This window comes from Noviherbaspirillum sp., from assembly GCF_035654295.1.
Taxonomy (GTDB): Bacteria; Pseudomonadota; Gammaproteobacteria; order Burkholderiales; family Burkholderiaceae_D; genus Noviherbaspirillum.
Genome location: NZ_DASRXF010000020.1, coordinates 32,504 through 47,382, shown reverse-complemented (window position 1 = coordinate 47,382; position 14,879 = coordinate 32,504). Strand labels below are relative to the sequence as shown.

11 protein-coding genes are annotated in these 14,879 nt (G+C 63.9%); 2 read left to right on the top strand and 9 right to left on the bottom strand.

What is annotated here, in order from left to right; translation table 11 throughout:
• Positions 1–83: 83 nt before the first annotated feature.
• The 8 genes from VFF99_RS02165 to VFF99_RS02130 form a co-directional block, all read right to left on the bottom strand.
• The gene (locus tag VFF99_RS02165; protein ID WP_325014552.1) at positions 84–2,996 is read right to left on the bottom strand and encodes a ribonucleoside-diphosphate reductase subunit alpha; all 2,913 of its coding nucleotides are present in this window, start codon (positions 2,994–2,996) and stop codon (positions 84–86) included.
• Positions 2,997–3,352: 356 nt separating this feature from the next.
• The gene (gene ampD / locus VFF99_RS02160) at positions 3,353–3,955 is read right to left on the bottom strand and encodes a 1,6-anhydro-N-acetylmuramyl-L-alanine amidase AmpD (protein WP_325014550.1); all 603 of its coding nucleotides are present in this window, start codon (positions 3,953–3,955) and stop codon (positions 3,353–3,355) included.
• A complete protein-coding gene (locus tag VFF99_RS02155; RefSeq protein ID WP_325014548.1) occupies positions 3,952–5,430 on the bottom strand; it encodes a sigma-54 dependent transcriptional regulator in 1,479 nt (492 codons plus the stop codon). The genes ampD and VFF99_RS02155 overlap by 4 nt, the downstream gene beginning before the upstream one ends.
• 33 nt (positions 5,431–5,463) lie before the next feature.
• Positions 5,464–7,140 (bottom strand): sensor histidine kinase, encoded by a 1,677-nt coding sequence (locus tag VFF99_RS02150; protein ID WP_414691493.1) that lies wholly within the window; start codon positions 7,138–7,140, stop codon positions 5,464–5,466.
• Positions 7,141–7,162: 22 nt separating this feature from the next.
• Positions 7,163–7,411, bottom strand: coding sequence for a PP0621 family protein (locus tag VFF99_RS02145; protein WP_325014546.1), 249 nt, complete (start codon positions 7,409–7,411; stop codon positions 7,163–7,165).
• Positions 7,408–8,217 (bottom strand): cytochrome C assembly family protein, encoded by an 810-nt coding sequence (locus VFF99_RS02140; protein ID WP_325014544.1) that lies wholly within the window; start codon positions 8,215–8,217, stop codon positions 7,408–7,410. Before VFF99_RS02140 ends, VFF99_RS02145 begins: the two co-directional genes overlap by 4 nt.
• A 94-nt stretch (positions 8,218–8,311) precedes the next feature.
• Positions 8,312–9,634 carry a sigma-54 dependent transcriptional regulator gene (locus VFF99_RS02135; protein WP_325014542.1) on the bottom strand — a complete coding sequence of 441 codons (1,323 nt, stop codon included), beginning with the start codon at positions 9,632–9,634 and terminating at the stop codon, positions 8,312–8,314.
• Positions 9,635–9,638: 4 nt separating this feature from the next.
• Positions 9,639–11,483, bottom strand: a complete 1,845-nt coding sequence (locus VFF99_RS02130; protein ID WP_325014655.1) for a sensor histidine kinase — start codon at positions 11,481–11,483, stop codon at positions 9,639–9,641.
• 391 nt (positions 11,484–11,874) lie between these two features.
• Between VFF99_RS02130 and ffh the strand changes: the two genes are divergently transcribed.
• Together ffh and VFF99_RS02120 are read left to right on the top strand one after the other, a co-directional pair.
• The gene (gene ffh, locus VFF99_RS02125; RefSeq protein ID WP_325014540.1) at positions 11,875–13,242 is read left to right on the top strand and encodes a signal recognition particle protein; all 1,368 of its coding nucleotides are present in this window, start codon (positions 11,875–11,877) and stop codon (positions 13,240–13,242) included.
• Between the two features lie 416 nt (positions 13,243–13,658).
• Entirely contained in the window at positions 13,659–14,195 is a 537-nt protein-coding gene (locus VFF99_RS02120; RefSeq protein WP_325014653.1) for an SWIB/MDM2 domain-containing protein, read from the top strand.
• Between the two features lie 75 nt (positions 14,196–14,270).
• Here the strand turns inward: VFF99_RS02120 and VFF99_RS02115 are convergent, their stop codons facing one another.
• On the bottom strand, positions 14,271–14,840 hold the full coding sequence (locus VFF99_RS02115) for a lytic transglycosylase domain-containing protein (protein ID WP_325014651.1): 570 nt from the start codon (positions 14,838–14,840) through the stop codon (positions 14,271–14,273).
• Between the last annotated feature and the right edge of the window lie 39 nt (positions 14,841–14,879).

The window sequence follows — 14,879 nt, the reverse complement described above, 5'->3', positions numbered from 1 at the left end:
ATTGTAGTTGTCGTTGCGTGTTGTTCAAGGAAACGGCGCGGCGACATGGCCGCGCCGTTCATGTGCCGGAGGTTAAGCGCGCTTTACTGGCAGGCTTCGCACTCTTCGAAGCCGGCGTCGCCAGGACGCAGCGTGCACACCGGACCGGCAACTTCGGTCGGGATGGACATCGCCGGTTCGGCTGCCGCGGCTGTCGCTGCCGTGCCCATGTTGGCGGACACCGCATTGAGCGCGCCGGCCTTGGTGGTCGACTTCTCCGCGTGGGTGGCACCGATGGTGCGCAGGTAGTAGGTGGTCTTCAGGCCGCGCAGCCAGGCGAGCTTGTAGGTCTCGTCGAGCTTCTTGCCGGAGGCGCCAGCCATATAGATATTGAGCGATTGCGCCTGGTCAATCCACTTCTGACGGCGCGAGGCGGCTTCCACCAGCCACTTCGGATCGACTTCGAACGCGGTGGCGTAGATGTCGCGCAGGTCTTGCGGAATGCGGTCGATCTTGGCCAGGCTGCCGTCGAAGTACTTCAGATCGGCAACCATCACCTCGTCCCACAGACCGCGTGCCTTGAGGTCGCGCACCAGATTCTCGTTGATCTCGGTAAACTCGCCCGACAGGTTCGACTTCACATACAGGTTCTGATAGGTCGGCTCGATGCAGGCGGACACGTCGATGATGTTGGAGATGGTCGCCGTCGGCGCGATCGCCACGCAGTTCGAGTTGCGCATGCCGTGCGTCTTGATGCGGTCGCGCAGTGCGCTCCAGTCCATCGATTCCGAGGTGTCGACTTCCAGGTAGCCGCCGCGCTCTTCGGCCAGCAGCTTCAGGGAATCCTGCGGCAGGATGCCGCGATCCCACAGCGAACCGCGATAGGAGCTGTAACGGCCGCGCTCTTCCGCCAGTTCGGTCGATGCCCAGTAGGCGTAATAGCAGACGGCTTCCATCGAGCGGTCGGCGAACTCCACCGCTTCCATCGAGGCATAGGGCACGCGCATCATGTGCAGGCAGTCCTGGAAGCCCATGATGCCCATGCCGACCGGACGGTGGCGCAAGTTGGAGTCGCGCGCTTTCTTGACGGCGTAATAGTTAATATCAATCACGTTGTCCAGCATGCGCATCGCGGTGCGGATGGTCTTCTGCAGCTTGGCGTGGTCGAGCTTGCCATCCTTCATGTGGGCAGGCAGGTTGACCGAGCCGAGGTTACAGACCGCGATTTCGGAATCGTTGGTATTCAGCGTGATTTCGGTGCACAGGTTGGAGCTGTGGACGACGCCGACATGCTGCTGCGGGGAACGGATGTTGCACGGGTCCTTGAAGGTGATCCAGGGATGGCCGGTCTCGAACAGCATGGACAGCATCTTGCGCCACAGGTCGATGGCCTGGACCTTCTTGAACAGCTTGAGCTCGCCGCGGGCGGCCTTGGCTTCATAGCCGGTGTAGGCTTCCTCGAAGGCGCGGCCGAACTTGTCGTGCAGGTCGGGGACGTCCGACGGCGAGAACAGGGTCCACTCGCCCTTCTCCATCACGCGCTTCATGAACAGGTCGGGAATCCAGTTCGCGGTGTTCATGTCGTGCGTGCGGCGGCGGTCGTCGCCGGTGTTCTTGCGCAGGTCGAGGAATTCCTCGATGTCCATGTGCCAGGTTTCCAGGTAGGCACAGACGGCTCCCTTGCGCTTGCCGCCCTGGTTCACCGCGACGGCGGTATCGTTGACCACCTTCAGGAACGGCACCACACCCTGGGACTTGCCGTTGGTGCCCTTGATATGCGCACCGAGCGCGCGCACCGGGGTCCAGTCGTTGCCCAGGCCGCCGGCGAACTTGGCCAGCAGCGCGTTTTCCTTGATGGCTTCATAGATGCCTTCCAGGTCGTCGGACACGGTGGTCAGGTAGCAGGACGACAGCTGCGAGCGCTGGGTGCCGGAGTTGAACAGCGTCGGCGTCGAGCTCATGAAGTCGAAGGACGACAGCAGGTTGTAGAACTCGATGGCGCGCGCTTCGCGGTCGATTTCATTGAGGGCGAGGCCCATCGCGACCCGCATGTAGAAAGCCTGCGGCATTTCGATGCGCGTGCCCTGGATGTGCAGGAAGTAGCGGTCGTACAGGGTCTGCAGGCCGAGGTAGCCGAACTGCAGGTCGCGTTCCGGCTTGATCGCTTCGGCGAGCTTCTTCAGGTCGAACTGGGAGAGCTTGTCGTCCAGCAGGTCGGCCGCGATGCCCTTCTTGATGAATTTCGGGAAGTAATCGATATAGTGCTGCTGCGCGTCGGCCTGGGCGACTTCCTGTCCGAACACTTCCTTGCGGATGGTGTGCATCAGGAGACGGGCGGTGACCTTGCTGTAGGCCGGGTCCTTTTCCATCAGCGCGCGGGCGGCCAGGATGGCGGACTTGTGCAGCTCTTCGACGGGTACGCCGTCGTACAGGTTCTTGACGGTCTCGGACAGGATCGCTTCGGCATCCACATGCTTCTCGAGGCCGACACAGGCGGCGGTGATCAGGCCGCGCACCTGCGCGAGGTCGAGCGGGCGGCTCTGGCCGTTTTCAGTGACGTGCAGCTGAGGCACTTCCACTCCCTTGGTCGCTTGCTGCTGCGCACGTTCTTCCATGCGCTTGGCGCGATACAGGACGTAGGCGCGGGCGACGTCATGTTCGCCGGAGCGCATCAGGGCCAGTTCGACCTGGTCCTGGACATCTTCGATATGGAAGGTGCCGCCCGCCGGCTGGCGGCGCACCAGCGCGGCGACCACGCCGGCGGTGAGCTGCTCGACCAGTTCGCGCACGCGCGCGGAGGCGGCGCCCTGTCCGCCGTTTACGGCGAGGAAGGCCTTGGTCATGGCGATGGAGATCTTCGACGGCTCGAAACCGACGACCGCGCCGTTGCGGCGGATGATCTTGTAATCACCGAGGCTGACGGAAAGCGTTGCGGGAGTTTCGGCGGCGGTCGCAGCAGGAGTGACCAGGCCGAACTCGGTGGGGGACTTCAGGGTAATTTCTTGGGACGTGTGCATCTAGCCTCCTTCGTCAGTAGGTGCCCGCAGCTATTCAGCCGCTTATTTATGTTTATTAATTAGAACGCCGGGTCATGCCCGGGTTCACGTACTGCAGATGACGCGCGCGGCAAGCAGGACATCCGCCACATCGCCACGTCGCGCATCCAGGGGCTGAGCTGTTCAGGACTCGCCCGCCAACACAGATTTACACTGAGGTTACAAGCCGAACAGCCCACTCAGGGGGAATCGCAGCACCACTATATCTAGTGGTGAACGCTGCGACTGAAACTAATTCTAGTGTCAGGTCTGGGAGAGCGCAATATCTTTTTTTATTGATCTGCAACAATTTTTAAGGGCTGAGCCCGTTGACTTTTTCAGTCGGCCATGAAAGGGAAGCGTGGGATCGAAGCCGCCTGCACTCCCCGCCCTTTTTGAATCAAGGACTTGCGAAAGTGAGGCCAGTCGAAGAACGGGCCGGGGTCGGTCTTGCGGCCGGGGGCGATATGTTCATGACCTGCAACGTCGGCCAGAGGATAGCGCTCGCACAGCGCGAGCGTGAGCGAGGAAAGGGAATCGTACTGTCGCGGATCGAAGGGCTCGAAGTCTGTGCCTTCGACTTCGATCCCGATGGAGAAGTCATTGCAGCGTTCGCGCCCGCAGAAGGTGGACGCGCCGGCATGCCAGGCCCGGTCGTTCGCGGAGACGAACTGCATCACCTCGCCTTCACGACGGATGAGGAAGTGCGCCGACACGCGCAGCGCGCGCAACTGGTCGAAGTAGGGATGGGCGTCGCAATCGAGCCGGTTGCAGAACAGGTCTTCGATATAGGGGCCGCCGAACTGTCCGGGCGGCAGGCTGATGTTGTGGATCACCAGCAGACTGACGGGCGCCCCCTCGGCACGGGCATCAAAATTCGGCGATGGCAGGCGCTGCGTGTCGGCCGCCCAGCCGTCTTCACCCAGTTGGAATCGCATCATGTGTCGGGCTCGTGGATGTCCAGCCGCTGCATCCGGTAGCGCAGCTGGCGGAAGCTGATGCCCAGCAGTTCGGCGGCCTGCGTGCGGTTGAAATGGGTCTTCGCCAGTGCGCGGCGGATGATCTCGCGTTCGACGTCGTCGAGATAATCCGGCAGCGAGTGCGGCAGTTCGCCTTCGGGAAGGACCGGCATCGGCGCCGGCGCGCGGAGCGGCACCGGTTCCGGCGCCGCAGCCGCAACTGTGACTGCGGCCGCAGCGGCTTCCTGCGGTGCCGCGGGCGGAAAATAGGCCGGGGGTGCCGGCTGCTCGACAGGAATGGCGCCGCCTTTGAGTGCGAGGTCGGCGACTGCGATGACGCCATCGTTGGCAAAGGCGAGCGCACGCTCGAGAATGTTTTCCAGTTCCCGCACATTCCCCGGGAACGAGTAGGCCTTCAATGCCTCGAGCGCCTCCGGCGACAGGACTGCCCTGGAGTCCGGCGCGGCGAGCCGTTCGAGAAGGACGTCGGCCAGCAGGCCGATATCGTCGCGCCGTTCGCGCAGCGGCGGCAGGCGCAGTTCGATCACGTTCAGCCGGTAATACAAGTCCTGCCGGAAACGCCCCTTTTCGACACACTCCGCGAGATTCTGGTGGGTGGCGCTGACGATGCGCACATCGACGGGTTCCTCGACCGTCGCGCCGACCTTGCGCACGCGGCGCTCCTGGATGGCGCGCAAGAGCTTGACCTGCATCTGCAGCGGCAGGTCGGCCACCTCGTCGAGCATCAGCGTGCCGCCGTTGGCGGCCTGGAAGAAGCCGTCCCTGTCTTCGTTGGCGCCCGTGAACGCACCCTTCCTGTAGCCGAAGAATTCGGCTTCCATCAATGCCTCGGGAATGGCGCCGCAATTGACGGCGATGAAGGGCTTGTCGGCGCGTCCGCTGTGCGCGTGGATGTCGCGTGCCGCCAGCTCCTTGCCGCTCCCCGACTCGCCGGTAATTGCGACCGGCGCCATGCTCCGCGCAAGCCTGACGATCTGCGCGCGCAGATCCTGGATCACGGGCGACTGCCCGGTAAGACGCGAGGGGGCGGGGACCGAGTGACAGGCCTGGCCTGCCGCGTCTTCCGCCTTGTGCATGCGCAGGGCTGCCTGCACCAGCAGGCGCAGCTGGTCCAGCCCGACCGGCTTGGAGAGATAGTCGAAAGCGCCGGCTTTGAGCGCCGCCACCGCATTGTCGGCGCTGCCGAATGCGGTAATGACGGCGATCGGCGTGTTGCGGCAGGTGCTGGCGACTTCGCGCACCAGTTCAATCCCGATGCCGTCCGGCAGGCGCATGTCGGTCAGCACGAGTGCATATTCCGACTGCTCCAGCCGGGCCCGCGCGGCAGACAGGGATTCGGCGCAGTCGACGTCCAGGCCCATCTTCATTAGCGTAATGTCTAGCAGTTCACGCAGGTCGGCCTCATCGTCGACGACCAGGATACGGGGTGCGGTCATGGGGCGGCTCAGTTCCTTCGGCTTACATGGTGCTCAGTTGCGGACGGCAAAGCTGATGACGAAGCGTCCACTCGGTTCATCGTCTTCATCGCCAGACATTCCCATGCGGTATTCGTAATCCAGCATTGCACCGTTATTCAAGCACAATTCGCGCGCCACGTAGAGCCCCAGCCCGGTGCCCTTGCTCGACGTCGTATAGAACGGTTCGAACAGGTGCGCCCGGATTTCCGGGGTGATGGCCGGGCCGTCGTCCTGAACGTGCAGTTCGGGCCTGCCGGGCTGCGGAGAGACGACTTCGAGGCGGATGCTGCCGTTATCGCCGCTGGCATAGCGCAGCGCGTTCGACAGCAGGTTGACGACGACTTCACGCAAATGCAGGGGATCGAAACGCACGCTGATGCCTGCCATGTTGCCCTGCCTGATCACCCCCGGCGGTACGCCGTGGCTCTCCACGAATTCTTCGATGAGCTCGGCCAGAAAGGGGCCGAGCTCCAGCGGCTCGCTGTGCGTCTGGGCCTTGCGCGAGAGCTTGAGGATGTCCTCGATCATGCGGTTGAGGCGAATGACGTTGTCGCCGACAATGTTCAGGAGGCGCTCCTGGGTCGGTTCGACAGTGTCTTCCTTGAGCAGCGATGCGGCGTGCGCGATGGCCGACAGCGGATTGCGCACCTCATGCGCAATGCTTGCGGTCAGCCGGCCCATCGATGCCAGCTTGAGTTGCTGCGCCTGGTTTTCGATTTCGGTCACGTCCTGTACGAAAATCAGGCTGCGGTCTTCGACCAGCCGGGGCGTTTCGACTTTCCCGAAACGCAACTTCACGTGGGTGACGAACTCGCGCCGGTGCTCGCGTTGTCCGGAACCGACGGTATCGCCCGGCTTGATCACTATATAGGTGGACGGATCGGTTTCATCGCGCTCACGGTTGCGCCACGCAAAGAACGCGTCGGCGATCGGCATCAGCGCGGGAAAATCGGTCAGCCTGCATCCCGGCTTGCCATCCGGGATCGACAGGCCAAGCATGCGGCCCGCTGCCGGATTCCCGGCAAACACTTCGCTATCCGGCCCGACCACCAGGATGCCGTCCCCCATGTCGGCAATGATCATGCGGTTGATCGCTTCCTGCACCTGCAGTTCATTTCCGCGCTGGGCAGCGAGGTTTTCCTGCTTGATCAGCTTGGCCGCGAGGCGGTTGATGACGAAAATCGCAGCGAAGAAGGCGGCCCCGTACAGGCCGGCGCGCGAGGGGGACGCGCTGTCCATCGAATGCAACAGCTGATACCCGCTTTCCGACAGCATGATCAGAGTCACGACCGAGACGAAGAACAGCGCGAGGACCAGCGGCGCCAGCACAGCAGCGCCGGCCAGCGGAAAAAGGAACAGGATGGCCAGTCCGCTACGTGCGCCGCCGGCCGCCACATACAGCAGGGAAATGGCGCCGATGTCGACCATGAGCTGGACCAGCAGCTGGAAGATGAACTGGCGTTGCCAGTACACCGCCGACAGGGCAAAGACCACGCCCAGCACGCCGTAGGCGACGAAGAGCTCCCAGCTGTCGGTCAGCTCGACCGCCTCTGCGCCGCGGATTGCATTGAAGCCGAAATAGACCAGCAGCACGACGGCGATCACGATGCGCGTGACGCAGAAAGTCTGGAGCGTGCGCCAGAAGGTTTCGCGCGTTTCACGCGTCACATTGGCCCGGGCGGCTTGCATCATGTGCTTGCGGCGGGCCGTTTCATGCGGCGGTGTCAGGGGAAGAATGCCGCAGGCGATGTTCTTCGCAGCAGAAGTGGATGCCGGACGGCAGGGTGACGGCTTCCGACGCCGGGAAATACGTGCCGCAGTGCGCGCAGCGCAACATGGATTCCACCGCCGGACGGGCCGGCTCCGCGTTGTCGCGCGGCGCCTGCACGCGCTGCTTCTTGGCATGGGTCAGCCAGATCACGATGGCGGCTGCGACCAGCACCCATAGCAGGATCTTCATGCAAGGCCCCGGTGCAGGACCACTTCCATCACGAAGCGGGTGCCGACGTAAGCCAGCAGCAGGGTCGCGAAACCGGTCAGCGTAAAGCGCAGCGCGGTCTTGCCGCGCCAGCCGCGCCAGAAGCGTCCGGCGAGCAGCGCACCGAACAAGACCCAGGACAGCATCGTGAAGACTGTCTTGTGGTCCCACTTGAAGGCGGTGCCGAACAATTGTTCGGAAAACACGATGCCCGACAGCACGGTCAGGGTGAGCAGCGAAAAACCAAATGCGATCAGGCGGAACAGCAGCTTTTCCATCGTGAGCAGCGCGGGCAGGCGGTCGATGGCAAGGTCGAGCAGGCCGCTCTTGGCGGCGCCGGGATGCGCATGCAGGCGCGACTCCTGCAGCGCCATCAGCACCGCATGGAAAGCGGCGATGGTCAGGGTGCTGTAGGCGAGGATGGCAATCGCGACATGCCAGGGGAACAAGGCCGACTTGCCCTCCAGCGGGACCACGCTGCCCGGGAACAGGACCGGCAGGATCACCGCGAGCGCCGCGGTGGGCAGGACCAGCACGCGCAGGCCGTCGAGCGTCAGGTTGCGGTTTTCAAGCCAGTAGGCGGCAACCGAGATCCACAAGGTCGCCGACAGCATGATCGCGAAGCCGATGCGCAGCGAGCCGGGGCCGACCATGTCAACCCAGAGTGCACCGCCGTGCAGCAGCCAGCCGGCCGCCGTGCCGGCGGAGATCGCGACGCGTTGCCGGGATGGCAAAATTCCGCAGGTCGCGTACAGCAGCGCCGCCAGGACGAAGAAATAAGTATGCATTGACGGAAGGGTTGGTGAGCAGACCCTGAGTTTACACCATGTCTGCCCGCGTCCGATGCGGCGGGAACATGCCAGCGCCGGCGCTGCAGCTTCGTCAATCCGCCGCTCTGCCGGACGACAACTGGTACTTTTTCAACTTGTCGTACAGGGTCTTTTTGGGTATCCCGAGCCGGTCGGCCGCGGCGGCCACGTTGCCGTCGTGCGCTGCCAGCGCGTCGGCGATCAGCGCGCGCTCGTAGGCATCCACCCGCTGCGGCAGGCTGTCTCCGCCCTGCTCCGCCGGCGCCGGCTGGAACCCGGCCACGCCGAGCACCAGGCGGTCGGCAAAGTTGCGTAGTTCCCTGACATTGCCGGGCCAGTCCCGCGCCTGCCACTCCGCCATCTGCGCCGCGCTCCACTGTGGCACCGGGCGCTGGTAGCGCAGTGCTGCGCCCTGGACGAAATGGGCGAGCAGGAGCGGAATATCCTCGCGCCTGTCGGCCAGCCGCGGCAGGTCGATGCCCACCACCCCGATACGGTAGTACAGGTCCTCGCGGAAGCCGCCCTGCGCGCTCAGCTGGAGCAAGTCCGACTTGCTGGCGGCGATGATGCGGCAGTCCACCTGGATCGATTCGTTGCCGCCCAGCCTTTCCAGGCGGCGCTCCTGCAGCACGCGCAGCAGCTTGACCTGCAGGGCAAGCGGCATGCTCTCGATTTCATCGAGGAAAACGGTGCCGCCGTGCGCATATTCCAGCTTGCCGATACGGCGCTTCTGCGCACTGGTGAAGGCGCCGGCCTCATGGCCGAAGATCTCGCTTTCGAACACGCTTTCCGGCAGCGCGGCGCAATTGATCGCGACAAAAGGGCCTTTCCGGCCGCTCGCGCCGTGCAGGTGCCGTGCCACCACTTCCTTGCCGGTCCCGGTCTGGCCGTTGATCAGGACATCCGCTGCGGTCGGGCCGACCGAACGGATCAGGGTGCGGACATGTTCAATCGCGGGCGATTGCCCGATCAGCGCCGGCATGTCCGGATGGGACGCCCAGGCTGCTTTCAGCTGCCGGTTCTCCATCACCAGCCGCCGCTTTTCCTGGGCGCGGCGGACGGTTTCGGTCAGCCGCTCGGCGGCAAACGGCTTTTCGATGAAATCGTAGGCACCGGCCCGCATCGCATCGACCGCCATGCTGACATCGCCGTGGCCGGTGACCACAATGACCGGGAGCTCCGGGTCGCAGGCCACGGTCTCGGCCAGAAGCGCCAGCCCGGATTGCCCCGGGAGGCGCACATCGGTCACGACCACGCCGCCGAACCCGGCGTGCAGCCAGGAACGGGCCTGCTCGGCGCTTTCACAGGCGCGCACCTCGAATCCGCCCAGCTCGAGCGTCTGCGCGGTCGCCATGCGCACCGCCTGTTCATCCTCCACGAGGAGGACCTGTCCCATTGTTTCATGCGCTGGCAAGCGTGCCTCCTTCCCTGTTTGACGCCGTTGCCGCCATTGCCGCCATTGCCGCGGCCGGCAGGCGCACCACGAATTCCGCTCCGCCGCCGGCGTGGTTCTGCGCGGTCAATTGTCCGTTCATGGCCTGCACGATCGAAGACGATATCGCCAGTCCGAGCCCCAGTCCCTTGCCCGATGCCTTGGTGGTGAAGAAAGGCTCGAACAGGTGCGGCGCCACCTGCTCAGGAATGCCGTCGCCGCTGTCGCGGATGCGCACCACCGCGTCCTCGCCTTCGCGTTCGAGGATTACCTCAACCTTGCGCACGGCGGCGCATTCAACGGCGTCCAGGGCATTGCGCAGCAGGTTGATCAGTACCTGTTCCGTGCGCACGGCATCGCCGAGGACTTGCGCCGGCGCCCGGACATCCAGTGCGAACTGCACGCCGTGGCGCCGGAAATCGCTCTCGAGCAGGAGGGCGGAAGCCTGGGCTGCCTGGGCCAGGTCGACCGTCGACACTGTCTCGTGGCTCTTGCGCGCAAAGCCCTTGAGCTGCCCGATGATGGCACCCATGCGCGCGCTCGCGGCGCTGATATGCGCCAGGTTCTCGCTCGCCTTGTCGCCTTGTCCGCGTGCAAGAAAGGTCACGGCATTGTCTGCAAAGGCGCGGATGGCGGCCAGCGGCTGGTTCAACTCGTGGGTCACGCCGGCGGCCATCTGCCCCAGCATCGCCAGCTTGCCGGCCTGCACCAGCTCGTTCTGCGTCGTGCGCAGCAGCTGTTCCGCTTCCTGCAGCTTGACGTACTTGGCTTCCAGCCGCTGGTTGGCATCGAGCAGTTCCTGGGTGCGCTGGGCGATCTTCCGCTCGAGTTCCTCCGTCGCGCGCTGCAGCGCCTTGCGCGACGCCACCCGTTCCTCCAGGCGCCGCCGGCGTTGCTGCAGGGCCCACCAGGAAATTCCGGCAATGGCCATCAGCAGCGCCGCGGCGATGGCCGCCAGCGCCGCGGAACGCTGGACCCGCGTCTGGGAAGGAAACAGCATCAGTTGCCAGCCGAGCCGCCCGGCCGGCTTGGCAAGGTGCTCGCCCCATCCCGCCTGGTCGGCCTTCGGCAGGGAAGTAATCGGATGGATGCCGAGCCCGGCATATTGCAAGGTGCCGTCGAGGATCTTCCGCTCCTTTTCGTCGAGCGGGCGCATGCTGTGGTAGCGCCATGCCGGCCGGTTGCTGAGAAAGACCACGCCGCTGGCATCGGCAAGCGCAATCGGGACGTCGCTGCTGCCCCACGTCTGTTCGAATTCGGCGAGGCTGATCTTGACGGTGATCACGCCGATCGGTTGTGCCGGCTTGGGTCTGTCCAGCGCATAGACCGGCTGAGAGATGAAATAGCCCGGTTCGCTGGTGGTGTTGCCGATCCCGTAGAACCGTCCGGCGCGCCCTGCCATGGCGTCGCGGAAGTACGGCCGGAAGGCGAAGTTCTTGCCGACGAAGCTGAAGGGCTGGTCCCAGTTGCTCGACGCCAGGGTCAGGCCGCTGCGGTCCATCAGGTAGATCGCGCTGACCTTGGCCTGGCGCTGGACCGACTGCAAGGTCAGGTTGAGCCGCTGGATGAGGTCGCGGTTGCCGGGATTGGCGACGGCGCTGGGCACATCCGGATGGTAGGCCAGGGTGAATGGCAGGGTCTCGAACTTTTCCAGCACCGATTCCAGGTCAAGCGCAATGATTTGCAACTGACGGTCGCCGGCGGCGTGGATGTCCGCCCGTGCGCGGTGCGCCGCCAGCAGGTAGACGACGAGGATCACGGCCAGCGCGCACGCCGCGGCAAGACTGATGAGTGCTGATCGTTTGCTGGACATGCCGGGTTCCGTTTCGTCCTCGCGGAGATGGATGTGGGACGTAATATTACCCGCGGCGAACATTTGCGTGTCGTCGGCAAGGCTGCGGACCGCCATGGATTTTCCTCGAATGATCCTGTTAAAGGGAACCGGCGGGCTTGCAGCCGGTCAACGAAGTGCGGTGCATGCAGCGTCTGTGCCAATCGGCGCGCAGCGCCCGCACCCCTGATTTCGCGTCCCGCCGGTGCGCGCACGACGCGAAAACCCGCACATGTCCTTGCGGCCTTTTGCGGATTTCCGCTCCGCCCCTGCAGACGGGGAACGAAGGCCGCATCGGGTAAAATGACGGCTGTCCCAGCGGCCACGCACCCCATACCGGCCCTACTCCCCTTTTCTTGACACATCATCATCCATGCTCGACAACCTGACCCAAAGACTGGCGAAAGTCGTCAAAACGATGCGCGGCGAAGCGCGCCTGACCGAGTCCAACACCGCTGAAATGCTGCGCGAAGTCCGCCTCGCCCTGCTCGAGGCCGACGTCGCCCTGCCCGCCGTGCGCGAATTCATCTCCAAGGTGAAGGAAAAGGCGTTGGGCGAGGAAGTCATCGGCTCCCTCACCCCCGGCCAGGCCCTGGTCGGCGTGGTGCAGCGCGAGTTGGCCTCCCTCATGGGCGCCGACCTCGGCCCCGAAGCGACCCAGCTCAACTTCGCCACGCAGCCCCCGGCAATCATCCTGATGGCCGGCCTGCAGGGCGCGGGCAAGACCACCACCGTCGGCAAGCTCGCGAAGTACCTGAAGGAGCAGAAAAAGAAGAAGGTGCTGACCGTCTCCGCCGACGTCTATCGCCCTGCCGCCATCGGCCAGTTGCAGACCGTCACCGGCCAGGTCGGCGCCGACTTCTTCCCCTCGTCGCCCGAGGACAAGCCGGTCGACATCGCCGTGGCTGCGCTGGACTACGCGAAGAAGCACTACCACGACGTGCTGATCGTCGATACCGCCGGCCGTCTGGGTATCGATGAAGCGATGATGCAGGAGATTGCCGCCCTGCATGCCGCCCTGAAACCGATCGAGACCCTGTTCGTGGTCGACGCCATGCTCGGCCAGGATGCGATCAATACCGCCAAGGCCTTCAACGATGCGCTGCCGCTGACCGGCGTGGTGCTGACCAAGCTCGACGGCGACTCGCGCGGGGGCGCGGCCCTCTCGGTACGCCACGTCACGGGCAAGCCGGTCAAGTTTGCCGGCGTGGCCGAGAAGCTCGACGGCCTGGAAGCCTTCGATCCGCAGCGCATGGCCAACCGCATCCTGGGCATGGGCGACATCCTCGCCCTGGTCGAGGAAGCCCGCAAAGGCGTGGACATCGAGGCGGCCAAGGACCTTGCCGACAAGATCAAGGGCGGGGGCAAGTTCGACCTGAACGACTTCAAGGCCCAGTTGAGCCAGATGAAGAAGATGGGCGGACTCTCCGGCCTGCTCGACAAGCTGCCGGCCCAGCTGCAGCAGGCGGCGGGCAATGCCGACATGAGCCAGGCGGAGAAGCAGGTGCGCCGCATGGAGGGCATCATCAATGCGATGACGCCGCAGGAGCGCGCCAAGCCGGACCTGATCAAGGCGTCCCGCAAGCGCCGCATTGCAGCAGGCGCAGGCGTGCAGGTGCAGGAAGTCAACCGCATGCTGTCCCAGTTCGAGCAGATGCAGTCGATGATGAAGAAGCTCAAGGGCGGCGGCATGATGAAAATGATGCGCGGCATGAAGGGCATGCTGCCCGGCATGCGCTGATTTTCCCTCTGCAGGGACGCTTCCCTGCTCCTGCAGAGCCACTCTCCTCTCCGTCTCCCGCCATGGGAAAAAGCGCACTCCGCAGCGCCTTCAATCGACACTCCCTACGAACATCCTTCCAAGCAGAGAGCCAATACCAGCAAGGCTCTCCGCCTCTTCTCCCTCTATGGAGCGATGCCTCTCGTCGCGCCTTTCAGCTCTCTCAAGAGAGGCAAACGAAGCGCTCCCAGAGGGAAATCGATACGCGCATAGAGGGACAAACCCCCTTTTCCCCTATGAAGAACGCGTGGCATGGAGCAGACAAATTCATGCCAAAACGATCAAAAAACACTTGCATCCCTATGAAAACCGCACCACTATTAGCGGTGCGTGATTTGACGCAATTTCCCAACACATTCTGTGAAGGAGGCTCGAAGATGGCAACAGCCAAGAAACCCGCGGCCAAGGCAGCCGCCAAGAAGCCCGCTGCGAAGAAACCTGCAGCCAAGGCAGCAGCTAAGCCCGCAGCAAAGAAGGCAGCTCCGGCCAAGAAGGCAGCAGCTAAGCCCGCAGCAAAGAAAGCAGCTCCGGCCAAGAAGGCAGCAGCCAAGCCGGTAGCGAAGAAGGCAGCAGCAAAGCCGGCAGCAAAGAAGGCCGCTCCGGCAAAGAAGGTCGCCGCCAAGAAGCCGGCAGCCAAGAAGGTAGCAAAGCCGAAGACCCCGCGTAAGCCGAACGCAGCGTTCATGAAGCCGATGACGCCGTCCGCTACCCTGGGTGCAGTGATCGGTGCAAATCCGCTGCCGCGCACTGAAGTGACGAAGAAGGTCTGGGACTACATCAAGAAGAACAAGCTGCAGGACCAGGCTAACAAGCGCATGATCAATGCGGACGACAAACTCAAAGCTGTGTTTGGCGGAAAGAAGCAAGTGTCGATGTTCGAAATGACCAAACTCATTTCCAATCACCTGCAATAACGTGTCTTTCCGAAGGCCAAACAAAAACGCCCGCATCGCGCGGGCGTTTTTGTTTTTGGCCTCCGGGCATCCTTCCTATCGCGTGAATTCCCACTGCTTCCAGGCCGAGAGCACCGCGTTGGGGTACTCCGGGCGGCCGCGGCTGCCGTTGTAGCGGCCCAGGGCGAGGAACAGGTTGCCGTTCTCCATATCGAGGTAGAGCCGCAGGATGGAGCAGCCGTAGCGCAGGTTAGTCTGCATGTGGAACAGCTTGCGCCGATCGCCATCACCGATGACGCGCGTCCAGAAGGGCATGACCTGCATGTAGCCGTGGGCGCCGACCGGCGACACCGCATATTTGCGGAAGGCGGATTCGACCTGGATCAGGCCGAGCACGAGCGCGGGATCGAGCCCGGCACGCCTGGCCTCGTACCAGGTTGTCTCGAGGAATTCGCGCCTGACCTGCAAGTCCGGGAGGCGCTTCTTCAGGCGGGTCGACATCTCGCCCAGCCAGTGCAGATACCGGATGCGCTCGTCGATGTTGACGAACTGCGGCTTGGGCGGACGGGAATCGGCGATGGCATTGGCAAGCGCAAGGCGAACCCCGTCCGCCAGCGCCTCTTCCTTCTGTTTGCCGGCGTGCGCCGTTATCGCACACGCCAGCATGGCGGCAAGCACGCCGCCCTGTACCGCTCGCAACTTCAC